A 23,133-nucleotide genomic window follows, 5' to 3' on the forward strand; every position below is an offset into this window, starting at 1 on the left:
GAACAAGATGAGCCTCTGGAAACCCATCTGCCGCGTGGACGAGATTCCCGCACTGGGCGCACGCCGCGTGAGCCGCGATCATGGCCTGGAGGTGGCGCTGTTCCGCAACGACCAAGACGAGGTCTTCGCGTTGCTCGATCGTTGCCCCCACAAGGGCGGCCCGCTGTCACAGGGCATCGTCTTCGGCCGCAGCGTGGCCTGCCCGCTGCACAACTGGACCATCGGGCTGGCCGATGGCCAGGCCCAGGCCCCCGACGTGGGTTGCACGCCGCGTTTCGCCGTGCTGGTGCAAGACGGGCTGGTCCACCTCGATACCGAGGAACTGCTGCACCATGCCACCGAGCTGCAGCGCCCCCAGGCAGGCCCGGCCTGCCGTCAACCCCTGGACGGAGGCCCCCAGCCATGACCCCAGTCCCCCAGGCGCTCCTCCAGGAAACCCGCTCCACCTGCCCGTACTGCGGCGTGGGTTGTGGCGTGATCATCGAAACCCGGGGCCAGGCCATCACCGGCGTGCGCGGCGACCCGGCCCACCCGGCCAACTTCGGCCGCCTGTGCACCAAGGGCTCCACCCTGCACCTCACGGCCAGCGCCGACATCACCCGCCAGACCCGCCTGCTGCAACCGCTGCAGCGCCTGGAGCGGCGTGGCCCGACCCAGCCCCTGGCCTGGGATGCCGCCCTGGACCTGGCGGCCGACCGTCTCAGCCGCATCGTGCGCGAACACGGGCCGGACGCCCTGGGCTTCTACCTGTCGGGCCAGTTGCTGACCGAGGACTACTACGTCTTCAACAAGCTGGCCAAGGGCCTGTTGGGCACCAACAACCTCGACACCAACTCACGCCTGTGCATGAGCAGCGCCGTGGCCGGCTACAAGGCCACCCTGGGGGCCGATGCCCCACCGGCCAGCTATGCCGATTTCGACCACGCCGACTGCCTCTTCATCGCCGGCAGCAACACCGCCTGGGCCCACCCGATCGCGTTCCGCCGCATCGAAGACGCCAAGCGCGCCCGCCCCGGGCTGAAGATCGTGGTGGTCGACCCGCGGCGCACCGACACCGTCGAACTGGCCGACCTGCACCTGGCCATCCAGCCGGGCACGGACGTGATGCTGTTCCACGGCATGCTGCACATCATGCTGTGGGAGGGCTGGACGCAGCCGGCCTACATCGCCGCCCACACCAGCGGCTTCGAAGCGCTGAAGACCCTGGTGCGCGACTGCACACCCGAGCGGGTGGCCCAGGTCTGCGGCATTGCGCCGCAAGACCTGCACGAGGCCGCCCGCCTGTTCGCCACCACGCCAGCCACGCTGAGCCTCTACTGCCAAGGCCTGAACCAGTCCAGCAGCGGCACCGCCAAGAACGCCGCCCTGATCAACCTGCACCTGGCCACCGGCCAGATCGGACGCCCGGGGGCGGCCCCGTTCTCACTGACCGGCCAGCCCAATGCCATGGGCGGACGCGAGGTGGGCGGCCTGGCCAATCTGCTGAGCGCGCACCGCGACATGGCCAACCCGCAGCACCGCGCCGAAGTCGCGGCCCACTGGGGCGTGGAGCAGGTGCCCGCCACCCCGGGCAAGAGCGCGGTCGAGATGTTCGAGGCCGCCGCCGACGGCCAGATCAAGGCCTTGTGGATCGCCTGCACCAACCCCGCCCAATCGATGCCGGACCAGGCCACGGTGCGCCGCGCCCTGCAGCGCGCCGAATTCGTGGTGCTGCAGGAGGCTTTTGCCACCACCGCCACCGCCGAATTCGCCGACCTGCTGCTGCCCGCCACCACCTGGGGCGAAAAACTGGGCACCGTGACCAACAGCGAGCGCCGCATCAGCCGCGTGCGCGCCGCCCTGCCCCCGGCCGGCGAGGCCCGTCACGACTGGGCCATCGGCGTGCAGCTGGCCCAGCGCCTGGAAGCCCGGCTGCGCCCTGGCCAGGCCACGCTGTTCCCCTACCCCACGGAAGCGCCGGAGGCCGGGGTGCAAGCCATCTGGTGCGAACACCGCGAATCGACCCGGGGCCGCGACCTGGACATCACGGGTCTGAGCTACGAGCTGCTCGACAGCCTGGGTCCCCAGCAATGGCCCATGCCCGCCGGGGCGCCGGCCGGCAAGGTCCGGCTGTACGAAGATGGCGTGTTCCCCACCCCCGATGGCCGGGCCCGTTTCAGCGCCACCCCTTACCAGCCGGTGGCCGAAAGCCGCGATGCGCGCTACCCGTTCTCGCTCAACACCGGCCGCCTGCGTGACCAGTGGCACGGCATGAGCCGCACCGGCACCCTGGGCCGCCTGTTCGGTCACGTGCCCGAACCTGCGATCCAACTCCATCCCCAGGACATGTCCCGCCGCCAGTGGCAGGAGGGCGATCTGGTGACGGTGCAATCACGGCGTGGCGCCATCGTGCTGCCCGTGCAGGCCAGCAGCGAGATCGGGCTCAACCAGGCCTACATCGCCATGCATTGGGGCGCCGAATTTCTGAGCGGCTGCTCGGCCACGGGCGAGCCGCTGGCCGGCGTCAACGCGCTGATGCCCAGCACCTTCTGCCCAAGCTCCAAGCAGCCCGAACTCAAACACGCGGCCGTGCGCATCAGCAAGGCGGAGCTGCCCTGGTCCCTGGTGGCCATGGCCTGGTTGCCGACCGGCGAGGCCCTTGCGGCGCGCGAGAAGCTGAAGCCCCTGATGGGCGCCTTTGCCTTCAGCACCTGCGTCCCCTTTGGCCGGGCGGATGCGCTGGGCGGTACCACGGCGCCCACCACCGGCGTGCTGTTCCGGGCCGCTGCGCCCGAGGCCCCGCCCGCCGAAGTGCTGGTGCAGATCGAAACCCTGTTGGGCCTGCAAAACGAAGACTCGCTGCACTACGTCGATCTGCGGCGCGGCCAGCGCCGCACCGTGCGGGTGGAGCCCCAGGGTGACGACACCCGCATCACCGGCCTGCTGCTGGGTGGCGACACCCGCGCCGAAGTGTGGCTGCGCACGCTGCTGCAGGAGGACCTGCCCGCGCGGGCCTATGGGCGGCTGCTGTTGCTGCCCGGCGCCGAAGCGCCGGTGGCCGTGGTGAGCAAAGGGCGAACCGTGTGCAGTTGCGTGGGGGTGACCGACCAGGCCATCGAGGCCGCGCTGGCGGGCTGCCAGGGCCAGGAGGAGGAGCGACTGGGCCAGCTTCAGGGAGCGCTGAAATGTGGCACGAATTGTGGTTCATGTGTGCCGGAGCTCAAGCGCATGGTGCGATTGATCAAGCCGGTGACGGGCTGAGACCCATCCAGGTGTGGCGATGCAGAAGCCGCACCAAAGTTGGGCATATAGCGGAAAGTCAGAAGGCTTCAGGGACAATGCGCGGCTCTGTTTCAACAGACCTTCCAAAACAAGCAGACCACGACATGGCAATCAGTCAGTACATCAAGGAAATTGGCCGCGGCAAAGAGGGTGCACGCCCCCTGAGCCGGGAGCAGGCGGCCGACCTCATGGGCCAGGTGCTGGACGGCACGGTGACCGATCTGGAAATCGGCGCGTTCTGCCTGGCCATGCGCATCAAGGGTGAATCCCCCGAAGAGATGGCCGGGTTTCTCGATGCCACCCACGCCCGCATGACCCGCATGCCCCCCACCCTCAAACCGATCGTGGTGCTGCCCAGTTACAACGGTGCGCGCAAGCTGCCCGTGCTCACCCCGCTGCTGGCCTTGCTGCTGGCGCGCCGGGGCGCCAGCGTGCTGGTGCATGGCACCCCGACCGAAGAGGCCCGCGTGCCGGCCGCCGCGGTGCTGTCGGCCCTCGGCACCCCGTCGCTGGTGGCCGTGCGCCCCCTCAAGGCTGGCGAACTGGTCTACGCACCCACCGGCCTGTTGCTGCCGGGCCTGAAGCGACTGCTGGAGGTGCGCCGGGCCGTGGGTTTGCGCAATTCAGCACACAGCATGGTCAAGCTGATGAGCCCTTGCCAGGGCCCGAGTGTGCTGGTCAGCAGCTACACCCACCCGGAGTACGCCGAGTCCATGGCGGCCACGCTGGCCCTGACCGGTCAGCGCGCCCTGCTGCTGCGCGGCACCGAGGGCGAGGTGGTGGCCGACCCGCGCCGCACCCCCGAGATGACCGCCTACATGGAAGGCCAGGCCTACCCCTGGCAAGCGGCCCAGCAGGGTCCCCTGGCCACTCTGCCCGAGTTGCCCCGTGACATCAGCGCGGCCTCCACCGCCAACTACATTCAACTGGTGCTGGCAGGCAAGCTGCCGGTACCCACCCCCATCGCACGCCAGGTCGAACACATCCTGCGCCTTGTGGAGCACCCATGACCAACACCCTCACCCCGGACCCCCGGTCCTCATCGGCCCGACAAGGCCATTGCACCCTGGTGGGCGCCGGCCCGGGCGACCCCGAACTGCTCACACTCAAGGCCGTCAAGGCGCTGCAGCGTGCCACCGTGTTGCTGGTGGACGACCTGGTCAGCGACGAGATCGTGGCCCTGGCCTCACCCCAGGCCCGCGTGGTCTATGTGGGCAAGCGCGGCGGCTGCAAGTCGACCCCGCAGGCTTTCATCGAGAAGCTGATGATCACTGCGGTGCACGAAGGCGAGCAGGTGGTGCGTCTCAAAGGGGGCGACCCCTTCATCTTTGGCCGTGGCGGTGAAGAGGTCGAGCACCTGCGTGCCGCCGGCATCGAGGTCAGCGTGGTCAACGGCATCACCTCGGGCCTGGCCGCCGTGACCTCGCTGGGCGTGCCCCTGACCCACCGCGAACACGCCCATGGGGTGGTGTTCGTCACCGGCCACGCCAAGCCCGGCGACACCGGTACCGACTGGCCCGCGCTGGCGGCCACGGCCCACAGCGCCCGCCTCACGCTGGTGATCTACATGGGCGTGAGCGGGGCCGAGCGCATTCAGCAAGAGCTGCTGCAAGGCCTGCCCGGCCACACCCCGGTGGCCATCGTGCAACGGGCCAGCCTGCCCACGCAGCGCCATGCCATCACCACGCTGGCGCAGTTGTGCCACACGCTGCAGACCGAACAGTTGGGCAGCCCTTCGGTGATCGTGGTGGGTGACGTGATCGGTGGGGTGCATGCCCTGAGCACCAGCCCCTCAGTGCCCGCCGACGTCGACGCCATGCGCGAGCGCACCGGCACGCTTTGAGAACGACGGACACGTCCAGGACCGACCGGGAGAGGCACCAGGACTGACTTGGCGCTGACAATTCTGGCCCGGCATTTGCTTCGTGTCAGGCGTGTTCACCAGGGAAAGAGAGTCCACATGACTGCATTGGCACGACACCCGGCCTCGGCCTACCCGCAGGCCCTGCCCAGGGGCATCAGCGCGGCCAGCCAACCCAGGGAAGGCGACATCTCCCTGGTCAACATGGCCGCCCGCCAACGCATGTTGTCGCAGCGCATGATCCTGCAGACCGTGCTGGCCGCCCAAGGCCATGCCGGACAACTGGCCGCCGCGCGCAAATCGCTGGAACTGTTCACCACCAGCCAGCAACACCTGCGTGAAACCGGCCGTGCGCTGCCCGCCGAGCAGGCCCAGGTCATTCTGCGGGCCTACGAGGGCCCCAACGGTGCAGGGCAGACCATCGACACCTTCATCGCGCAACTCCGGACCACCCAGGACCAGATCGAGCGACAAGACCGCCGGGTGAGCGAGACCCTGGCCTCGCTGGTGGACAGCACCGATCAGGTGCTCGATGCCCTGAACCGGGCGACCACCGCCTTCGACCAGGTCACGGCCGCCCAATCGCAGGCCATGATGCGCGAACTGACCGGCATCGTGGCCTCGATCCAGACCGTGGCCCGGGAAGCCAAGGTGGTGAGCTTCAATGCCCAGGTCATGGCGGCACGGGCTGGCCAGCACGGCCGCGAATTCGCCGTGGTGGCCAACGTGCTGTCAGGCATCACGGCCGAAATCGACGGCCTGTCGCTCAAGGCCGTGTCCCTGGCCGGGCGGCAAGGCGTCAAGCATTGAGATTGAAGCCCTGCGGGCGCAGGTTCACCCGCCCGCAAAACCGCCCGCAACCCAGGCGCCTGCCAAGCCACACCCAACCCGCCAACCCCACTCGGCCAGCCAGAACACCACGCCGGCCCCCAACAGCCGCCGTTCCAGCCGGCTCCAGGCTTGGCGCCCTCCCTGAGGGGCCAGCCTGCGCCAACCCAGCATCAGCCAGGCCCCCAGCAGCAGCGGCAACAGCCCGGGCTGAGCCTGCCAGGCGCCAGACCAGTCGCCCTGGCCCAGGGCGTGGACCAGGTGCGTGCCCCCACACAGCGGGCATGGGCAACCCGTGAGGGCCTTGAAAGCACAGACCGGCAAGGCCTCGCCATGCAACAGCACCTGGCTCAAGCCACCAGCCACCGGCCACGCCCCCAGCCAGAGCAGGCCGGGCGCCCACCGCTGCAGACCCGCTTCAAAAGTCATCACAGCGCCAGGATCACCCGGGGATCCCCCGACAACTGACGCGCCATGTGATACGCCCCCAGGTAGGCCAGGGGCAGCGTCAGGACCACGCCCACCCCGCACAGCAGCGCCCCGATGCTGGCCAGTACCGAGATCAGGAAGCTGCAGATCAAGGCCATGAACAGGTTGGGCCGAAGCTGGCTCCAGGCCGTCTTGATCGCCTGGATGGCGTCCTTCTCGCCCTCGGCCACTTCATGCAGCGCCAGGGGCACCAGCGGCAGCAGCAGCAGGCCCGGCAGCACACAGAAACAAAAGCCCACGGCCACCAGGATGCCGGCCAGCAGGGCCGCCAGCAAGGCAGGCCCGAAGTCGTCGAAGCCCCTGAACACATCGGTGAAGCTGATGGGCTGCCCGGCCTCCTCGGCACGCATCATGCGCATGTAGCCCACCATCAATGGGCCGGTCAGCAAGCCGAAGAACAGGTTGCCGATGGCCGTGACCAGCACCGTGGCCACGATGTGGGTGAGCATGTTCTTGCGGTACTGGGCCCAGGCCGCGCCCAGGCAGTCGCCGATGTTCAGAGTCGCCATGAAGTTCCCTCCGGTTTTTGAGATGTAAATCCCCATTCTCCTGATCGCCGCCCGCTTGCCAAGCGCCTTCACGCGGCCCTGCGGCACCTGGCTGACGATAATCAAGCCTTTTGCCGCGGGGTGAGCACCCCGTGTTGCCCTGGAGCCTGGTTTGAATGTCGATGCCGTGATTGTGGGAGCCGGGGCCGCCGGCCTGTTTTGTGCCGGCGTGGCCGCGCAGCGCGGGCTGCGCGTGCTGCTGGTGGACCATGCCGAGAAGGTGGCCGAGAAAATCCGCATCTCAGGTGGCGGCCGCTGCAACTTCACCAACCGCGAAGCCAGCCCGGCCAACTTCCTGGGCGCCAACCCGCACTTCTGCCGCAGCGCCCTGAGCCGCTTCACCCCGCAAGACTTTGTCGCCCTGGTCAAGCGCCACGACATCCCTTTCCACGAAAAGCACAAGGGCCAGCTGTTCTGCGATCGCTCGGCCGAGGACATCATCCAGATGCTGTTGCGCGAATGCGAGGCGGGGGCTGCTGGTGGCAGCGTCACCCGCTGGCAAGGCTGTGGCGTGAAGGCCGTGCGCTGCACCGAAGGCAGCACGGGCACCGTCTACGAGATCGACACCGATCAGGGCACGGTGCGCAGCCCCAGCCTGGTGATGGCCACGGGTGGCCTGTCCATCCCCAAGATCGGCGCCACCGATTTCGGCTACCGGGTGGCCCGCCAGTTCGGCCTGCGCCTGGTCGAACAGCGACCGGGCCTGGTGCCCCTCACCTTTGACGGTGCCGCCTGGCAACCGTATGCCCAATTGGCCGGGCTGGCCCTGCCGGTGGCCATGGAGACGGGCAGCAAGAAGAGCCGCGGGCATTTTCTGGAAGACCTGCTGTTCACCCACCGCGGCCTGTCAGGCCCGGCGGTGTTGCAGATTTCAAGCTACTGGCAGGCCGGCACGCCCATCCGCATCAACCTGATGCCCGAGTTGGACCTGCCCGAAACCCTGGCCCGCGCCAAGGCCGTGTCGCGCAAGCTGCTGGTCAATGAACTGGCGCACAGCCTGCCCAGCCGACTGGCCGAGGCCTGGGTGCAGCAGGACCCGGCCCTGCAGCGGCCTTGCAACGAGGTGACCGACAAGGCCCTGCACACCCTGACCGAGCGCCTGTCGCGCTGGGAGCTGATCCCCACCGGCACCGAAGGCTACAAAAAGGCCGAGGTCACCCTGGGTGGCGTGGACACGCGCGATCTGTCGCAGCAGACCCTGGAATCCAAACAGCCCGGCCTGTATTTCATTGGCGAGGTGGTGGATGTGACGGGCTGGCTGGGGGGCTACAACTTCCAGTGGGCCTGGGCCAGCGCGCATGCCTGCGCCCAGGGCCTGGCGGCCCGGGCGGGGCTGATGTGAGCGCTGTCTGAGGCCTGGATGCACAAAAATCTTGTTTGCGCAAGCCAGGACGCTATAATCGCAGGCTTTGCTGGCAAATGCCCCGCCGGCCTGATCAATTTTTTAGGCGGGGAACCTCGCTTGTGGGCCCGATCTTCCCCGAGCACCTCATTGGAAAACATTACGTAATGACCACCATCCGTGTTAAAGAAAACGAGCCCTTCGACGTCGCACTGCGTCGTTTCAAGCGCACCATCGAAAAACTGGGTCTGCTGACCGACTTGCGCGCCCGCGAGTTCTATGAAAAGCCGACCGCTGAACGCAAGCGCAAGAAGGCTGCTGCCGTGAAGCGCCACTACAAGCGCGTTCGCAGCATGCAACTGCCCAAGAAGCTGTACTGATCGCAGCCCGCCTGCTGGTTCACAGCAGTCGACACAACCCGCGCTCGGGACGCCAGGCGCGGGTTTTTGCATTCTGAAACCCAATTTCGAACGGAGAACACCATGTCCCTCAAGGAACAGATCACCGAAGACATGAAGGCCGCCATGCGCGCCAAGGACTCGGAGCGCCTGGGCACGATCCGCCTGTTGCAGGCCGCGATCAAGCAGCGCGAGGTCGACGAGCGCATCACCCTGGACGACGTTGGCGTGGTGGCCATCGTCGACAAACTGATCAAGCAGCGCAAGGACTCGATTGCCGCCTTCGAGCAGGCCGCCCGCCAGGATCTGGCCGACAAGGAGTCGGCAGAACTCAAGGTGCTGCAGGCCTACCTGCCGGCCCGCCTGAGCGCCGAGGAGGTCACCGCCGAAGTCAAGGCCATCGTGGCCGAGCTGGGCGCCTCCGGCCCAGGCGACATGGGCAAGGTCATGGGCGCGGTCAAGACCCGCCTGGCCGGCAAAGCCGACATGGGCTTGGTCTCTGCCGCCGTGAAGGCCGCCCTGGCAGGCTGAGCCTCCCGGCCCTCACCAGCAAGCCACCCGCATTCGAGGATGCGGGTGGCTTTTTTGCGCCCTTTTTTTGTGAGCAATTGCAGCCGCCTGCCCCGGCGCGTTGACCTTTTGGGGGGCTGGCGCGTTAATCCGCCAACACCTGACGAGATCACCATGTTCTTCAAGCCCTCCTCCCCACCCGGCCAGGCCTTCACCTGGGCCCACCGCACCCGACAGGCCTGCCAGGGCTTGGTTCTGGGCCTGACCCTGATCGGTGGCCTGGCCCTGGCCCAGATCGCACCGGGCCGCGTGGGTTACCTGAACCTGATCGAAGGCGTGGTGCAGACCGGCCAAACCAACACACCGGACGCCGAGATGGCGCTCTACAACCAGCCCCTGACCCGTGGCAACCGCCTGATTCCAGCCCCAGGGGCCCGGCTCGACATGAGCACGGGCACCAGCAGCTGGCGCATGGAAGGCCCGGGCCAGCTCGACATCACCCAGCTCGACGACCAGACCACCCAGATGCAACTGCGGCAGGGCCGTCTGGCCCTGAGGGTGCGCCAAATGGTGGCTGGAGAGCGCATCGAGATCGACACCCCCAACCTGGCCGTGCTGGTACAGCAGCCCGGCGATTACCGCCTGGACGTGAGCCTGGAACAAGGCAACACCCGGGTCAGCGTGCAGCAAGGCAGCCTGGTGGCCTACGGCGAGAACGGCGCCAGCCAGCCCCTGCCACAGGGCTTGCAATGGAGTTTCGGCGGGCGCCTGCTGGCGCAGCTGCAAACGCCCCTGGTGTTGCGGCCGGACGGATTTGACCAATGGGTGGCGCAACGCAACCAGATCGAAGACCAATCGCAGGCCGCGCGCTACCTGCCGCGCGAGGTCATCGGCTACCAGCAACTGGATGGCTGGGGCGAATGGCGCACCGACCCGACCTGGGGCACGGTGTGGTACCCGACCGTCACCGTGAGCGACTGGGCGCCTTACCGCTACGGGCGTTGGGAATGGATCGAACCCTGGGGCTGGACCTGGATCGACGACGCCCCCTGGGGTTTCGCCCCTTTCCACTACGGCCGCTGGGTGCAGACCGGGCCGCGCTGGTGCTGGGTGCCCGAACGCTACGAACGCAACCGCCGCCCAAGCTATGCCCCGGCCCTGGTGGGGTTTCTGGGCACCCCGCAGGCTGGCTCGCGCCCTCAGGTGCGGCATCCGGACGTGGGCTGGGTACCCTTGGCCCCGGGTGAGGCTTGGCAGCCCGCCTGGGGGGCCGGCCGCCCTGGCTCGGTCGGCAGCCTGCCACGCCCAGGCAGCTACCTGAACCAGCAACGCCCGGACGCCATCACCCACCAGGCGCAAGGGGGCAAGCCGGTGTGGTCTCAGCACCCGGCGGGCGGTACTGCCTCGGGCGGATCGGGCTTCCAGGCTCAACCGCAGCCGCCACAGCCACTGCCGCGCCCTCAAGTGCAGCTTGTGCCCGAGCGACCGAGCGACCACCCCTTCGTGGGCACAGGTGCGAGCAACACCCCATGGCAGGGCCGGGAGAGCGAGCGCCGCCCCAACATGAGCCCTGCGCCCGCGCTGCAAACCAGCCCTGCGCCCGCGGGCCAGCCCATGGGCCGCCCCGGCGTCGTGCAGCAGGTGAGCCCGGTGCCCAACAACGCCCCCCGCACCGAGGCTGACCGGCAGTGGCGCGAGGCGCAGCAACGCGAACAGCAAGAGCAGGCCCAGCGCCAGCTTCAGCAGCAAGCCCAGCAGCAACTGCAAATGCAGCAACAACAACAGCAACAACAGGCCGAAGCAGAGCGCCAACGCCAGGCCCTGCAACAACAGCAGCACCAGCAGTTCCAGATGCAGCAGCAAATGCAGCAGCAGCAGTTGCAACAACAGCAACGAGAACAGGCACTGCGCGAACAGCAGATGCGGGAACAGATCCAGCACCAGCAGCAACAGCAACAACAGCAGCGCCAGCCCTCGTCAGCACCGCGCGAAAACCGCGAGAACCTGGTGCGACCGGGGATTCAGATCAACGGCGGCGGCCGGCTTGGCGCGCCGGTCTCCGAGCGCCCCGAAGTGCGCAGCAACACCCAGTGAGGCCTTCGCGTCCACGAAAAAATGCCCCAGGCGCTTGGCGCGCCAGGGGCATTGGGACAACTCAGGCCAGGGCCAGGCTCAACTGCCTGCCACCTTCATGCGGTTGATCAGCACCGAGCCGACAGTTTTGGCCCCATAGGTGTAGGCATCGGCCCCGATGGCCTCGATGCCCTTGAACATGTCCTTGAGGTTGCCCGCGATGGTGATCTCCTGCACCGGGAAGGCGATGCGGCCGTTCTCGACCCAGAAGCCGCTGGCACCGCGCGAGTAGTCACCGGTCACGTAGTTCACGCCTTGGCCCATCAGCTCGGTCACGAACAGGCCCGTGCCCAGCTTCTGCAGCATCGCGTCCAGATCATCACCGGCGCGGGTCAGGCGCGAACGCAGCGTCAGGTTGTGCGAGCCACCGGCATGGCCCGTGGTCCGCATGCCCAGCTTGCGGGCCGAGTAGCTGGTCAGAAAATACCCCTGCACGCTGCCCGCATCCACCACCTTGCGGGCGCCGACCTTCACCCCCTCCTCATCGAAGGGCGAGCTGCCCTTGCCGCGCAGCACAAAGGGATCCTCCAGCACGTCGATGTGCTTGGGAAACACCCTTTTGCCCAGCGAGTCGAGCAAGAAGGTGCTCTTGCGGTACAGCGCACCGCCGCTCACGGCTTGCACAAAGCTGCCCAGCAGGCCGGCGGCCAGCGGTGACTCGAACAGGACCGGGCATTGGGTGGTGGCGATCTTGCGTGACTTGAGGCGACTCAGGGCACGCTGGGCCGCATAGCGCCCCACGGCCTCGGGGCTGGCCAGATCGTCGGCACAGCGCTGCGAGCTGTACCAGGCGTCGCGCTGCATGTCGGCGTTCTTGCCGGGGAGCGAAGCAATCGGTGCCACCGACAGGCTGTGACGCGAGCTGGCGTAGCCGCCGCGAAACCCATGGGTGTGGGCGCTGAAGAAATGCGACTGCTGGGCCGATACACCCGCCCCCTCGCTGTTGGTGATGCGCCGGCTGGTGGCCAAGGCGGCGGCTTCGCAGACCTGGGCCAGGCTGACGGCCTGCTCGGCATTCAGCACCCAGGGGTGGAACAGGTCCAGATCGGGCTGCTCGGTGACGATGTCCGCCTCATCGGGCAAGCCGGCGCAAGGGTCTTCGGCGGTGAAGCGGGCGATGTCGTAGGCGGCCTGCACGGTCTGCAGGATGGCCCCCTCCGAGAAATCGGAGGTGCTGGCATTGCCTCGGCGATGCCCCAGGTAGACAGTCACACCCAGCGACTTGTCGCGGTTGCGTTCGACGTTTTCAAGTTCGCCCTTGCGCACGCTGACACTGAGCCCGCAGCCCTCGGAGGCCTCCGCGCCAGCGTCGGTGGCACCAAGCTTGAGCGCATGCGCCAAGGCGGTATCCACCAAGTATTCAAAGGTTTCTCGGGGGTAGCTGAAGCCGCTGGCGGCCATTGTCTGGGGTTTCTTCATAGCGGAAGCTATGATACTTGCCGCTCAGGGCCCGTGTGGCCCTCACCCCAGATACCCCCAACATGTCACGCAAACCCAAAAAAGGCTACTACGTCCGTGGCCAGTTCGTTGCCGAAGGCAGCGAGCTGGACCTCCAGCTCAAGGCTGAGCTGAAAGGCACCGATGAAGCCAGCAAAACCGATCTCAAACGCGAAAGCACCGCACTGCAAAAGCTGGGTGAAGACCTGCTCACGCTGCGCGCCGACCTGATGGAGAAGCTGCCGCTGTCCGACAAGCTGGTCGATGCCCTGGCCGAGGCCAAGCGCATCACCAACTTCGAAGGCAAACGGCGCCAGATGCAGTTCGTCGGCAAGCTGATGCGCCTGCTCGATGCCGACACGGTCGACGCCGTCAAGGCCGCGCTCGAAGTGCAACGCAAGGGCTCGGCGGCCGACACGGCCGCCCTGCACCTGGCCGAGCAATGGCGCGACCGCCTGATCGGCACCGAAGAGGCGCTGGGCGTCTGGATGGACCAACATCCCGACACCGACACCCAGCAGTTGCGCGCCCTGATCCGCCAGGCCCGCAAGGACGCGCCCCCCGCAGACAAGGCCGCCGTGTCGCAAGGCCTGGCCCCACGCCAGAGCCGCGCCTACCGCGAGCTGTTCCGCCTGGTCCGGCGCCACCTGAACCCCGAGGCCTTCGAGGCCGAAGAAGCCGACAACGCCGATGACCACGACGACTGAAGCCCCGGGTGCCTGCGCCCGGCCTCCGGCCGAGCCCGTGCGCATCGGCATCGTCTCGATCAGTGACCGGGCCTCCAGCGGCGTCTACCAGGACAAGGGCCTGCCGGCCCTGCAGGACTGGCTGAGCCAGGCGCTGCACAATCCGATCCAGTTCGAGCCCCGGCTGATCCCTGATGAACAGGCCACCATCAGCGCCACCCTGACCGCCCTGGTCGACGTGGCCCGCTGCGACCTGGTGCTGACCACCGGCGGTACCGGCCCGGCGCTGCGTGACGTCACCCCCGAAGCCACGCTGGCCGTGGCCCACAAGGAGATGCCCGGCTTCGGGGAGCAGATGCGCCAGATCAGCCTGCGCTTTGTGCCCACGGCCATCCTGTCGCGTCAGGTGGCGGTGATCCGGCACCAGAGCCTGATCATCAACCTGCCGGGCCAGCCCAAGGCGATCCAGGAAACCCTGGAAGGCCTCAAGGGCAGCGATGGCAGCACGCTGGTGCCCGGCATCTTTGCCGCCGTGCCCTACTGCATCGACCTGATCGGCGGCCCCTACCTCGAGACCCGCGACGAGGTCTGCAAGGCCTTCCGACCGAAGACGGCACAGCGCCCACCGCGCCAGGCCTGAATCTGCCGCGCCCGCAAAAAAGCGACCCGAGGGTCGCTTTTTCTTTGGGGTGACCGTAGCAGCCCCAGGCTCACTTGCCGACCAGGTCGTTGAGCTTGGCCGCCTCAAAGCATTCACTGCGCTGGGCGTCCTTGGGCACGCAGTCCCCCGGTGCCGGACGGCTGCTGAGCTTTTCGATGGCCTGCCACAGCAGCGCGATCTGGTGCTCTTGCGACGAGGCGCTGGTGATCAGGCCCTTGAGCGCCTGGCTCACCGGGTCGTCCTCCAGGGTGACGCCGTAGGCCGAGAACTTGGCCCGCTCGGGGGTGGCGTCGGCACTGGCGCCCTCTTTGGAGGGCAGGATGCGCGCCGGGATGCCCACCGCCGTGGCGCCGGCCGGCACCGGCTTGATGACCACCGCATTGCTGCCGATCTTGGCGCCGTCGCCCACCACAAAGCCCCCCAGCACCTTGGCACCGGCGCTCACCACCACATCCTTGCCCAGGGTGGGATGGCGCTTGGCGCCTTTGTACAGCGAGGTGCCGCCCAGCGTCACACCCTGGTAAATGGTGCAGCCGTCACCGATCTCAGCAGTCTCACCCACCACCACGCCCATGGCATGGTCGAAGAACACCCGCTGCCCCAGCTTGGCGCCCGGGTGGATCTCGATGCCGGTCAGAAAACGCGCCACATGCGAGATGAAGCGCCCCAGCCACTTGAGGCCATGCGTCCAGCACCAATGGGCCGGCCGATGCAGCACCACGGCATGCAGCCCCGGGTAACAGGTGATCACCTCCCAGGTGCTGCGCGCGGCAGGGTCGCGGTCAAGAATGCACTGGATGTCGGATCGGAGGCGGGAGAACATGACTTGAAGATGTATCGATATGAGTTGACAGTCTATCGGCTGGTGCGAGCGGCGGTTTCGATCATGGCCTTGGCAACACCTCTGAGGATGTGGATTTCCTCCTGGGTGAGATCAGCGCGGTTGAAAAGCTGGTTCAGGCGCGGCATCAGCTTCTTGGGCGCCGCCGGGTCCAGAAACCCAATGTCGACCAGCGCCCGCTCCCAATGCCCGAGCATGCCGGCCACCTGCTGGGCATCGGCCGGGCGCACCGGCGCGGTAGCCGATTGCAGCTCAAAGCCGCCCAGAGCCTGACGCCATTCATAGGCAATCACCTGGATGGCCGCGCCCAGATTGAGCGAGCCGAAATCCGGGTGGGTCGGAATGCTCAGGCAGGTGTGGCAACGGTACACATCGTCGTTGTGCATGCCAAAGCGCTCCGACCCAAACAGAAAGGCCACCGCCTGCGACGGGTCCTGCGACAGCTCAGCGAAGTGGGGGCGCGGCGCCTTGAGCGGCGGGCCGAAGTCGCGCGGGGTCATGGCGGTGGCGCACAGGTGGGTCACGCCATCCAGGGCCTCATCCAGGGTCTGCACCACGCGGGCCCGGTTCAGCACGTCTTCGGCGCCGCTGGCACGCTGGATGGTCTCTTCACGCTGAAGCACGTCGGGCCAACGCGGCGCCACCAGCACCAGGTCATCAAAACCCATCACTTTCATGGCGCGGGCAGCCGCGCCGACATTGCCGGCATGGCTGGTCTGGATCAGGATAAATCGGGTTTTCATGGGCTTGACACAGGGTCTCTGAGACAGGGGGCTGGCGCGCGGGGAGCAACGGCGGGTAAAATCCCGCTATTGTCGCCTCCCGCATCGCCGGCGAGGTTCAGTTCCCGCCCCACAAGACCAGGCTGATCCGCCTGGACGGGCAGGCCTCCCACGCTCTTCCTCACAATTCATGTCATCCAACCTGCACCCCATGCTCAACGTGGCCATCAAGGCCGCACGCGCCGCTGGCGCCATCATCAACCGCGCGGCACTCGATGTCGAATCCGTGCGCATCTCGCAAAAGCAGGTGAATGACTTTGTGACGGAAGTCGATCAGGCGGCCGAAAACATCATCATCGAGACCCTTCTCACGGCCTACCCGGGCCACGGCATCCTGGCCGAAGAATCGGGTCAGGCGCACGGCGCCAAAGACTCTGAGTTCGTCTGGATCATCGATCCGCTCGACGGCACCACCAATTTCATCCACGGTTTTCCGGTGTACTGCGTCAGCATTGCGCTGGCCGTGCGCGGCAAGATCGAACAAGCCGTCATCTACGACCCCAGCCGCAACGACCTGTTCACTGCCACCAAGGGCCGTGGCGCTTACCTCAATGAACGCCGCATCCGGGTCAGCAAGCGCACCCGCCTGGGCGAGTCGCTGATCTCCACCGGCTTCCCCTTCCGCCCTGGCGACAACTTCAAGGCCTACCTGGCCATGATGGCCGACATCATGCCCCGCACCGCCGGCCTGCGCCGCCCCGGCGCCGCCGCCCTGGACCTGGCCTACGTGGCCGCTGGTTTCTGCGACGGCTTCTTCGAAACCGGTCTGTCGCCCTGGGACATCGCTGCCGGCTCGCTGCTGGTGACCGAAGCCGGTGGCCTGATCGGCAATTTCACCGGTGAAGCCGACTTTCTGGAACAAAAAGAATGCCTGGCCGGCAACCCGCGCATCTACGGTCAGCTGGTCACGATCCTGGGCAAATACAGCAAGTTTGCCGGTGCCGGTGAAAAGGCCGCCGTGCGTCAGGCCCTGGGCCAGGACAGCGGCGCGGCCGACAGCAGCGAAGCCGACACTGCCGACACCCCGGCCGATGGTGCCGCCCCCGCCACCGCACAGGGCGACGCCCCGTTCTAAAGGTCTGCTCAAAGTCGGCCTCGGCCCGTGCGAGACCTTGAACAGGCTCCAAGGGCCCGGTGACCGGCGATGCCGCTCAGTCGGCGTAGCGCAAGGCAATGACGCGGAAATCGTCGGCAATCTCAATGAATGCGTCGACGATGTCCGGATCGAAGTGCTGGCCACGTCCCTGCACCACGATCTGGCAGGCCTGCTCATGTGAGAACGCGGGTTTGTAGACCCGCTTGCTGATCAGCGCGTCATAGACGTCGGCCACCGCCATCAGGCGGGCCGACACCGGAATCGCATCCCCTGCCAAGCCCTTTGGGTAGCCCGAGCCGTCCCATTTCTCCTGGTGGCCGTAGGCAATCTCTTTGGCAAAGGTCAAAAACTTCACCTTGATGCCCAGGCGCCGCTCTGCTTCTTCGATGGCATCGCGCCCGATCTCGGGGTGGCGCTTCATGACCTCGAACTCCTCCACCGTGAGCTTGCCAGGCTTGAGCAGGATCGAATCCGGAATCCCCACCTTGCCGATGTCGTGCAAAGGCGCCGATTTGTAGAGCAATTCGATGTTGCGCTCGCTGAGCACCGCCTCAAAGCGCGGGTGCTCGCGCAAGCGCTCGGCCAGGGCCTTCACATACAACTGCGTACGCCGGATGTGGTTGCCCGTCTCGCTGTCGCGGGTTTCGGCCAGGGCCGCCATCACCATGATGGTCACATCCTGGATGGCCTGCACCTCCAGGGTGCGCAGGGCCACCTCTTGCTGCAGGTAGTCGCTCTTGCTGCGCAGAAAATCAGCGGTGGCCTTGAGCGCCAGATGCGTCTGCACCCGGGCCAACAGAATCGGTGGGCTGATCGGCTTGGTGATGTAGTCCACCGCCCCCAACGCCAGGCCCTGGGCCTCGTCGGCCACATCGGCGCGCGCAGTCAGGAAGATCACCGGAATGTCACGGGTGGCGGGGTCGGCCTTGAGGCGGCGACACACCTCGTAGCCATCCATGCCGGGCATCATGATGTCGAGCAGGATCAGGTCGGGGGTCGGCGACTGGGCCGCGATGCGCAGGCCCTTTTCACCCTGGTTGGCCACCTTCACCCGGTAATGGTCCTTGAGCAGCGAGCTCATCAGGCTGAGGTTGTCGGCCAGATCATCCACCACCAGCACGGTGGCGATCGGCTTGTCGACCAGCAAGGACACATCAGCAGACACGGGAACGGCGGCCATCAGATTCACCCTGTAAAAAGGCCCGCGTCTGCTCCATCAGGCGGACTGGGTCGTGACCGGGAGAATGGAGTCCAAGGCTTCGACTGCCCGCTCAAACTCAAACGCAAGCGCTTTCTGCTCGACGGCATGAAACGCATCCCCCAAGGTATTCCGCAGCATAGCGGTATTTTCTTTCACCACCTCCAGTGCCGCTGAGTCGTTGTCGACAAACAACGCACGCAGGTGCTGCAGCAAGCCCAGAACCACCCCGTCCAGCGCCTGTGGCGCCGCAGCCTGGGGCTCGACAGGCGAGGCGCCGGCCTGGGCCGTCAGCCAGGCCTGCAGGTCGGCCAACAAGGCGGCCAGTGTCAGCAAGGCCACTTCGCTGAGGCGCTTGAGTGGCTCGGGCTTCTCGTGTCGCCCCATCGCCGCCTCCAGCTCGGCGGCCTGTTGTTGCAGGGCAGTGGCACCGAGGTTGCCGGCCAGCCCCTTGAGGTTGTGCGCCAGTCGCTCGGCCAAGGGCCAATCCTGTGCGGCCAGGGCCTGTGGCAGCTCACTCAGCGTGGCCTGTTGCCCGGCCACAAAGCGAGCCAGCATGGAGCGGTACAGGCTGCGCTTGCCCATCACCCGTTTCAGACCCAGGCTGACGTCCAGGCCCGCAATCTCGGTCGGCAGGTTGACCGGAAAGGCTTCGCCCTCACGCACCGGCACGGGCCCCTGCTGGCGCCCTGTCGGCTTGAGCCAGCGGGCCAGCACACGCCACAGATCGTCGGGGTTGACGGGCTTGGCCAGGTGGTCATTCATGCCGGCCGCCAGGCAATGCTCACGGTCGGCCGCCATGGCATTGGCGGTCATGGCAATCACAGGCAGGTGTCGCAGCCCGGGCTGGGCTCGGATCGCGCGCGTGGCCTCCAGCCCATCCATGACCGGCATCTGCATGTCCATCAACACCAGATCCACCGGCTGCTGGCGCAGCTTGGCCAGCGCTTCCTGCCCGTTGCCTGCCAGTTCAACCACAAAGCCGGCGTCGCTGAGCAACTCGGCTGCCACCTGCTGATTGAGTTCGTTGTCCTCCACCACCAGCAGGCGCGCGCCGCGCAGCGGGCTCAGCGCCTCGAAAGGCGAGCTGCCTGGGGCCAGTTCGGGCTCGGGCTGGGCATGGGGCTGCCCCATCAGCCGCATCAAGGCATCAAACATCTGGGACGCATTGACTGGCTTGACCAGCACCTCGCCCACCCCCAGGGTGCGGGCGCTTTCCAGCAGCTCGTCGCGCCCGAAGCCTGTCACCATCACCGACCAGGGCAGCAGCGGGAGCTTCAGCTCGGGCAGGCAGCGCGCCACCTCCAGGCCGTCCATGCCGGGCATCTGCCAATCGAGCACCAGCACCTCCACCGGCCGGTTCTGCCGGGCGGCCTCGCTGAGCGAGGCCAGCGCTTCGGCCCCGGAGTGGGCCACCGACACCTCGAAACTCATGCCCTTGAGCAGGTCGGCCAGCACCGCTGCCGCATGCTGGTTGTCGTCCACCACCAACGCCCGACGGCCGCGCAGATCCGGGTCGGGCAGCAGGGTGCGGGGCGTGCCCGGTCCGACCTGCAGCAGGGCCGTGAACCAGAACACCGAACCCTGGCCGGGCTGGCTGTGCACCCCCACCTCGCCCCCCATCAGCTGGGCCAGGCTCTTGCAGATCGACAACCCCAGGCCGGTGCCGCCATAACGGCGGGTGGTCGAGGCATCCGCCTGCTGAAAGCTCTGGAACAGGCGCCCGATCTGGCCCTCGCTCAAGCCGATGCCGGTGTCGCGCACTTCAAAACGCAGCGACAACGACGGGTCTGCCACGCCTGGCGCCGCAGGCACCCGACGCACCACGATCTCGATCTCTCCCTGCTCGGTGAACTTGATGGCGTTGTTGAGGTAGTTGATCAGGATCTGGCCCAGGCGCAGCGGGTCGCCAATCAGGCTGTCCGGCACATCGGAGGCCACGTCGCAGATCAGCTCCAGGCCCTTTTCGGTGGCCTTGTGAGCCACCACATCCGCCACGTTCTCCAGCACCTTGTCCAGCTGGAAAGGCGTGCTCTCCAGGCCCAGGCGCCCGGCTTCGATCTTGGACACGTCCAGGATGTCGTTGATCACGCCCAGCAGGTGCTGCCCGGCTTGCTGGATCTTGTCGACATAGGCACGCTGCTGGGCCGTGAGCCCCGATCGCAAGGCCAGGTGCGCCATGCCGATGATGGCGTTCATGGGGGTGCGGATCTCATGGCTCATGTTGGCCAGGAAGTGGCTCTTGAGCTCGGTGGCCTCTTCGGCCAGCTCCTTGGCCCGCTCCAGCGCCTGCTGGGCGCGCTTTTGATCGGTGATGTCGACAAAGGTACCGATCAAGCCGCCGGGTGTTCCGTCGGCGCGTTGAAACCCACGCACCCAGAACAACACATCGTGCCAGGCCCCGTCGGCATACTGCAAGCGCAGCGACGCCTGCTCGCCCGCGGCCCCCTGCAGCACGCGCTGTGCCATGCCATTGAACAGATCGCGGTGGGCTGGCGGCAGGTAGCCCAAGTCCAGCACCGTCTTGCCGATCAGGTCCTCGCGGCTCACACCAAAGGCTTGTTCGTAAGCCCGGTTGAACCCCAGATAACGACCGTCCGGCCCCTTGTAAAACAGCGGCACCGGAATGGTGTCCACCAGCACCTCCTGAAACACCAGTTGCTCGGCCACCTGGGCCTCCAACAGCTTCTGGTCATGGATGTCGACGATCACGCCCACCACCCGCTCGGGCACACCCTTATCGTTGCGCATGATGCGACCGGCGTTCAGCACCCAGCGGTCCTCGCCATCGGGGCGCCGGATGCGCCAGGAGTTGCGGTATTGCACCGCCTCGCCAGCCAGTGCCGCCTGAAACTGCGCCACCGCCTGAGCCGCATCGTCCGGGTGCAACAGGGTGGCCCAGCGATCCCGGCTGACATAGCCCGGTGAGTCTTCCAGGCCGTAGATGTCCAGCAACTGCCGGCTCCAGAAGGCCTGTGTCTCCTGCAGGTGGACGTCGAAAATGCCGATCCGGCCGGCATCCTGCGCTATCTCCAGCCGGTCATGGGCCTCGTGCAGGGCCTTCTCGGCGCGCTGGGCATCCGTCAGGTCCTCGATCACCCAGAGCGAGGCGGCCTCATGCCCCTCCATCTGCACGCGGCGGCCCGAAATGCGCACGTCAAATGATTCATCGCCGCGGCGCAGGCTCCAGTCGATGCGCACCGGCTCATTCTTGACCAGCGACTCGCGGACCTTGGTCAGAAAGGCCTGGTACAGCTCGCGGCCACCGAACACGGTGTGGACAGCACTGCCGCGCAGCGCCTCGGCCGAAGATTTCATCATGGCCACAAAAGCCGGGTTGAACTCGGCCAGCTTGCCACTGCTGGCCAGCACGATGGGCGGGGCGTTGTCGAAGATGGCCTTTTGCTGATCCAGCAAGGCATTGAGGCGCCGTTCGCGCCGCGCCAGCTCCTCGCGCTCGCGCATGCGCTCAGTGATGTCCTCGTGCAGACCGACAAAGCCGATGCAGCGGCCATCGTCATCCACCACCGGCGACAGCGAAGCCTGGTCGTGGTAGATCGAGCCATCACGGCGCTGGTTGACGAACTGGCCGCTCCAGGGCTTGCCCGCCAACAGGCTGGCCCACATGTCATGGTAGGTGGCCACCGAGGTCATGCCACTCGACAGCAGGGAGGGCTTCTTGCCCACCACCTCGGCCAGCGAATAGCCGGTGTTGCGCTGGAATTGCGGGTTCGCCCACATGATCTGCCCGGACAAGTCGGTGACGATCACCGACACCGGGCTGACCTCCAGCGCCGTGCCCAGGATGTGGAAGCGGGCCCGGGTGGCCCGGGTGCGTGCGCGCTGCTGCCAAACCATCAGGCCAGCCACGCCACCGGCCATCAGCACCAGCCACAGGCCCAGGGCCTGCACCGCGCGCTCGGCCGGGCTGACCAGGGCATCCACCGACTGCAGCATCAACAATTGCCAGGAACCGCCCGGGTCGTTCCAATCCAGGGCCCGGTGGGCCAGCAGATGCGCCTTGCCCTCGAAATCGGCGCCATCACGCTGAACATCAAAGGGCAATCGCGAGGCCACCCCGTTGGCAAACTGCCGCCCGAACTGTTCACGCCCCGGCAAGGTTTGCACCCGCTGCTGGGTCACGCTGCCGGCCAGCGCAAACACCCATTCGGGCCGGGTGGCCGCAAAGGCGACCCCATCAGGGGTCAGAAGCACGGCGTCTTGCCCGCTGAAGGCCAGGGCATCGTCTGCTTTCTGGAACGGCATGCGAAACAGCACAGTGCCGATCACAGGGCTGTTGGCATCGCCCGTGTCATAGATCGGAGCCGACAGATAAAGCCAGCGCTCAGGCGTGCTGCGCCCCACCGCCGCATAGGCATTGACCACCCCCTTGAGTGCCTGCTGCACATAGGGCAGGTGCTGCAGATCCCGGCCCACTGACGAACGCCCCTCGGTGTCGTGGACCACCACACGCCCTTCGGCGTCCAGGAGGTAGATGCTGTCCAGCGCAAACCGCTCGCGCGGCACTTGCAGGCGGGCATGGGCCTCCTCGGCGCGCACGCCACGCGCCCCCCGCACCAGTTGCTTGATCAGGGGTTCGTTCAGGCCCAGCATCACCAGGGCCCCGACCGACTCGCTGCGCAGGGTCAGCGATTGAAAGGTGTTGTCCAGTTGCTCCAGCACCTGGGCCATGCGCTCACGCTCAGCCGCACTGCGCCGAGCCAACAGAAGCTGATCTGCGGCCCAGACCAGGGCCAGCGACACCACCAGCACCCCCAGCAGCGATCGCCAGGCCTGCAGGCGCCACAAAGGCAGGTCTTGCCACCACAAGCCGGTGCGGACGGGGCGGGCGGGCGGGGCGGACCTCATCGGACACCCCGCTGAGGGCCTTGCGCCACGGCCCGCTGCCCCTGCAACAAGGCGTTACTGTCGATCCTGCAAGTTTTGACTGCCGGCACGCGCACACCTCCGTGAAGAGCCCCCATCCTAAGGGATGATGAGGGGCCGCCCCTGTCTGCCCCATTCATGCCGGTCGATTGGGCGCCGCCGCCGCCGACTGGCC

General features: G+C 67.0%; 19 protein-coding genes. 12 read left to right on the plus strand and 7 right to left on the minus strand.

What is annotated here, in order from left to right; genetic code table 11:
- Nucleotides 1-7: 7 nt before the first annotated feature.
- From nirD to AC07PT_RS22710, 5 genes are all read left to right on the plus strand, one after another.
- Complete coding sequence (nirD, locus tag AC07PT_RS22690; RefSeq protein ID WP_492348080.1) at nt 8-406, plus strand: nitrite reductase small subunit NirD; 399 nt, start codon at nt 8-10, stop codon at nt 404-406.
- Nucleotides 403-3,240 (plus strand): nitrate reductase, encoded by a 2,838-nt coding sequence (locus tag AC07PT_RS22695; protein ID WP_494658203.1) that lies wholly within the window; start codon nt 403-405, stop codon nt 3,238-3,240. Before nirD ends, AC07PT_RS22695 begins: the two co-directional genes overlap by 4 nt.
- 125 nt (nt 3,241-3,365) lie before the next feature.
- On the plus strand, nt 3,366-4,271 hold the full coding sequence (gene ybiB, locus AC07PT_RS22700; protein WP_494658204.1) for a DNA-binding protein YbiB: 906 nt from the start codon (nt 3,366-3,368) through the stop codon (nt 4,269-4,271).
- Nucleotides 4,268-5,104 (plus strand): uroporphyrinogen-III C-methyltransferase, encoded by an 837-nt coding sequence (gene cobA, locus AC07PT_RS22705; protein WP_494658205.1) that lies wholly within the window; start codon nt 4,268-4,270, stop codon nt 5,102-5,104. Before ybiB ends, cobA begins: the two co-directional genes overlap by 4 nt.
- Before the next feature lie 117 nt (nt 5,105-5,221).
- The gene (locus AC07PT_RS22710) at nt 5,222-5,932 is read left to right on the plus strand and encodes a methyl-accepting chemotaxis protein (protein ID WP_494658206.1); all 711 of its coding nucleotides are present in this window, start codon (nt 5,222-5,224) and stop codon (nt 5,930-5,932) included.
- Nucleotides 5,933-5,956: 24 nt separating this feature from the next.
- On the opposite strand, the gene AC07PT_RS22715 is transcribed toward AC07PT_RS22710, so the two are convergent.
- Nucleotides 5,957-6,379, minus strand: a complete 423-nt coding sequence (locus AC07PT_RS22715) for a DUF2752 domain-containing protein (RefSeq protein ID WP_492348075.1) — start codon at nt 6,377-6,379, stop codon at nt 5,957-5,959.
- Nucleotides 6,379-6,948 (minus strand): hypothetical protein, encoded by a 570-nt coding sequence (locus AC07PT_RS22720; protein WP_494658207.1) that lies wholly within the window; start codon nt 6,946-6,948, stop codon nt 6,379-6,381. Before AC07PT_RS22720 ends, AC07PT_RS22715 begins: the two co-directional genes overlap by 1 nt.
- A gap of 151 nt (nt 6,949-7,099) precedes the next feature.
- Between AC07PT_RS22720 and AC07PT_RS22725 the strand changes: the two genes are divergently transcribed.
- The 4 genes from AC07PT_RS22725 (at nt 7,100) to AC07PT_RS22740 (ending at nt 11,331) form a co-directional block, all read left to right on the plus strand.
- Nucleotides 7,100-8,329 carry a BaiN/RdsA family NAD(P)/FAD-dependent oxidoreductase gene (locus tag AC07PT_RS22725; RefSeq protein ID WP_492348073.1) on the plus strand — a complete coding sequence of 410 codons (1,230 nt, stop codon included), beginning with the start codon at nt 7,100-7,102 and terminating at the stop codon, nt 8,327-8,329.
- A gap of 167 nt (nt 8,330-8,496) precedes the next feature.
- Nucleotides 8,497-8,709 (plus strand): 30S ribosomal protein S21, encoded by a 213-nt coding sequence (gene rpsU / locus AC07PT_RS22730; protein WP_007833691.1) that lies wholly within the window; start codon nt 8,497-8,499, stop codon nt 8,707-8,709.
- Nucleotides 8,710-8,811: 102 nt separating this feature from the next.
- Nucleotides 8,812-9,258 carry a GatB/YqeY domain-containing protein gene (locus AC07PT_RS22735; protein ID WP_492348072.1) on the plus strand — a complete coding sequence of 149 codons (447 nt, stop codon included), beginning with the start codon at nt 8,812-8,814 and terminating at the stop codon, nt 9,256-9,258.
- Between the two features lie 153 nt (nt 9,259-9,411).
- Nucleotides 9,412-11,331, plus strand: coding sequence for a DUF6600 domain-containing protein (locus tag AC07PT_RS22740; protein WP_494658208.1), 1,920 nt, complete (start codon nt 9,412-9,414; stop codon nt 11,329-11,331).
- Between the two features lie 78 nt (nt 11,332-11,409).
- On the opposite strand, the gene pmbA is transcribed toward AC07PT_RS22740, so the two are convergent.
- The gene (gene pmbA / locus AC07PT_RS22745) at nt 11,410-12,789 is read right to left on the minus strand and encodes a metalloprotease PmbA (RefSeq protein WP_494658209.1); all 1,380 of its coding nucleotides are present in this window, start codon (nt 12,787-12,789) and stop codon (nt 11,410-11,412) included.
- A gap of 62 nt (nt 12,790-12,851) precedes the next feature.
- On the opposite strand from pmbA, the gene yjgA reads away from it, so the two are divergent.
- Both yjgA and mog read left to right on the plus strand, forming a co-directional pair.
- On the plus strand, nt 12,852-13,514 hold the full coding sequence (yjgA, locus tag AC07PT_RS22750) for a ribosome biogenesis factor YjgA (protein ID WP_494658210.1): 663 nt from the start codon (nt 12,852-12,854) through the stop codon (nt 13,512-13,514).
- Nucleotides 13,498-14,133, plus strand: coding sequence for a molybdopterin adenylyltransferase (mog, locus tag AC07PT_RS22755; protein ID WP_494658211.1), 636 nt, complete (start codon nt 13,498-13,500; stop codon nt 14,131-14,133). The genes yjgA and mog overlap by 17 nt, the downstream gene beginning before the upstream one ends.
- Nucleotides 14,134-14,203: 70 nt before the next feature.
- Here the strand turns inward: mog and cysE are convergent, their stop codons facing one another.
- Both cysE and AC07PT_RS22765 read right to left on the minus strand, forming a co-directional pair.
- Nucleotides 14,204-14,977, minus strand: a complete 774-nt coding sequence (gene cysE, locus AC07PT_RS22760) for a serine O-acetyltransferase (RefSeq protein WP_492348067.1) — start codon at nt 14,975-14,977, stop codon at nt 14,204-14,206.
- A gap of 32 nt (nt 14,978-15,009) precedes the next feature.
- The gene (locus tag AC07PT_RS22765; RefSeq protein ID WP_494658212.1) at nt 15,010-15,738 is read right to left on the minus strand and encodes an RNA methyltransferase; all 729 of its coding nucleotides are present in this window, start codon (nt 15,736-15,738) and stop codon (nt 15,010-15,012) included.
- Between the two features lie 169 nt (nt 15,739-15,907).
- Here AC07PT_RS22765 and AC07PT_RS22770 point away from each other — a divergent pair, with 169 nt between their 5' ends.
- Nucleotides 15,908-16,852, plus strand: a complete 945-nt coding sequence (locus AC07PT_RS22770; protein WP_492348065.1) for an inositol monophosphatase family protein — start codon at nt 15,908-15,910, stop codon at nt 16,850-16,852.
- A 76-nt stretch (nt 16,853-16,928) separates the two neighbouring features.
- Here the strand turns inward: AC07PT_RS22770 and AC07PT_RS22775 are convergent, their stop codons facing one another.
- Together AC07PT_RS22775 and AC07PT_RS22780 are read right to left on the minus strand one after the other, a co-directional pair.
- On the minus strand, nt 16,929-18,053 hold the full coding sequence (locus AC07PT_RS22775; RefSeq protein ID WP_492348064.1) for a response regulator: 1,125 nt from the start codon (nt 18,051-18,053) through the stop codon (nt 16,929-16,931).
- 36 nt (nt 18,054-18,089) lie between these two features.
- The gene (locus AC07PT_RS22780; protein WP_494658213.1) at nt 18,090-22,940 is read right to left on the minus strand and encodes a PAS domain S-box protein; all 4,851 of its coding nucleotides are present in this window, start codon (nt 22,938-22,940) and stop codon (nt 18,090-18,092) included.
- Nucleotides 22,941-23,133 lie beyond the last annotated feature (193 nt).

The organism is Curvibacter sp. GW821-FHT09D12 (assembly GCF_059416245.1).

Excerpts from the sequence above, each read along its gene's own strand:
- nirD (WP_492348080.1), top strand. The coding sequence starts at position 8 with ATGAGCCTCTGGAAACCCATCTGCCGCGTGGACGAGATTCCCGCACTG.
- AC07PT_RS22695 (WP_494658203.1), top strand. The coding sequence starts at position 403 with ATGACCCCAGTCCCCCAGGCGCTCCTCCAGGAAACCCGCTCCACCTGC.
- ybiB (WP_494658204.1), top strand. The coding sequence starts at position 3,366 with ATGGCAATCAGTCAGTACATCAAGGAAATTGGCCGCGGCAAAGAGGGT.
- cobA (WP_494658205.1), top strand. The coding sequence starts at position 4,268 with ATGACCAACACCCTCACCCCGGACCCCCGGTCCTCATCGGCCCGACAA.
- AC07PT_RS22710 (WP_494658206.1), top strand. The coding sequence starts at position 5,222 with ATGACTGCATTGGCACGACACCCGGCCTCGGCCTACCCGCAGGCCCTG.
- AC07PT_RS22715 (WP_492348075.1), bottom strand. The coding sequence starts at position 6,379 with ATGACTTTTGAAGCGGGTCTGCAGCGGTGGGCGCCCGGCCTGCTCTGG.
- AC07PT_RS22720 (WP_494658207.1), bottom strand. The coding sequence starts at position 6,948 with ATGGCGACTCTGAACATCGGCGACTGCCTGGGCGCGGCCTGGGCCCAG.
- rpsU (WP_007833691.1), top strand. The coding sequence starts at position 8,497 with ATGACCACCATCCGTGTTAAAGAAAACGAGCCCTTCGACGTCGCACTG.
- AC07PT_RS22735 (WP_492348072.1), top strand. The coding sequence starts at position 8,812 with ATGTCCCTCAAGGAACAGATCACCGAAGACATGAAGGCCGCCATGCGC.
- AC07PT_RS22740 (WP_494658208.1), top strand. The coding sequence starts at position 9,412 with ATGTTCTTCAAGCCCTCCTCCCCACCCGGCCAGGCCTTCACCTGGGCC.
- pmbA (WP_494658209.1), bottom strand. The coding sequence starts at position 12,789 with ATGAAGAAACCCCAGACAATGGCCGCCAGCGGCTTCAGCTACCCCCGA.
- yjgA (WP_494658210.1), top strand. The coding sequence starts at position 12,852 with ATGTCACGCAAACCCAAAAAAGGCTACTACGTCCGTGGCCAGTTCGTT.
- mog (WP_494658211.1), top strand. The coding sequence starts at position 13,498 with ATGACCACGACGACTGAAGCCCCGGGTGCCTGCGCCCGGCCTCCGGCC.
- cysE (WP_492348067.1), bottom strand. The coding sequence starts at position 14,977 with ATGTTCTCCCGCCTCCGATCCGACATCCAGTGCATTCTTGACCGCGAC.
- AC07PT_RS22765 (WP_494658212.1), bottom strand. The coding sequence starts at position 15,738 with ATGAAAACCCGATTTATCCTGATCCAGACCAGCCATGCCGGCAATGTC.
- AC07PT_RS22770 (WP_492348065.1), top strand. The coding sequence starts at position 15,908 with ATGTCATCCAACCTGCACCCCATGCTCAACGTGGCCATCAAGGCCGCA.
- AC07PT_RS22775 (WP_492348064.1), bottom strand. The coding sequence starts at position 18,053 with ATGGCCGCCGTTCCCGTGTCTGCTGATGTGTCCTTGCTGGTCGACAAG.
- AC07PT_RS22780 (WP_494658213.1), bottom strand. The coding sequence starts at position 22,940 with ATGAGGTCCGCCCCGCCCGCCCGCCCCGTCCGCACCGGCTTGTGGTGG.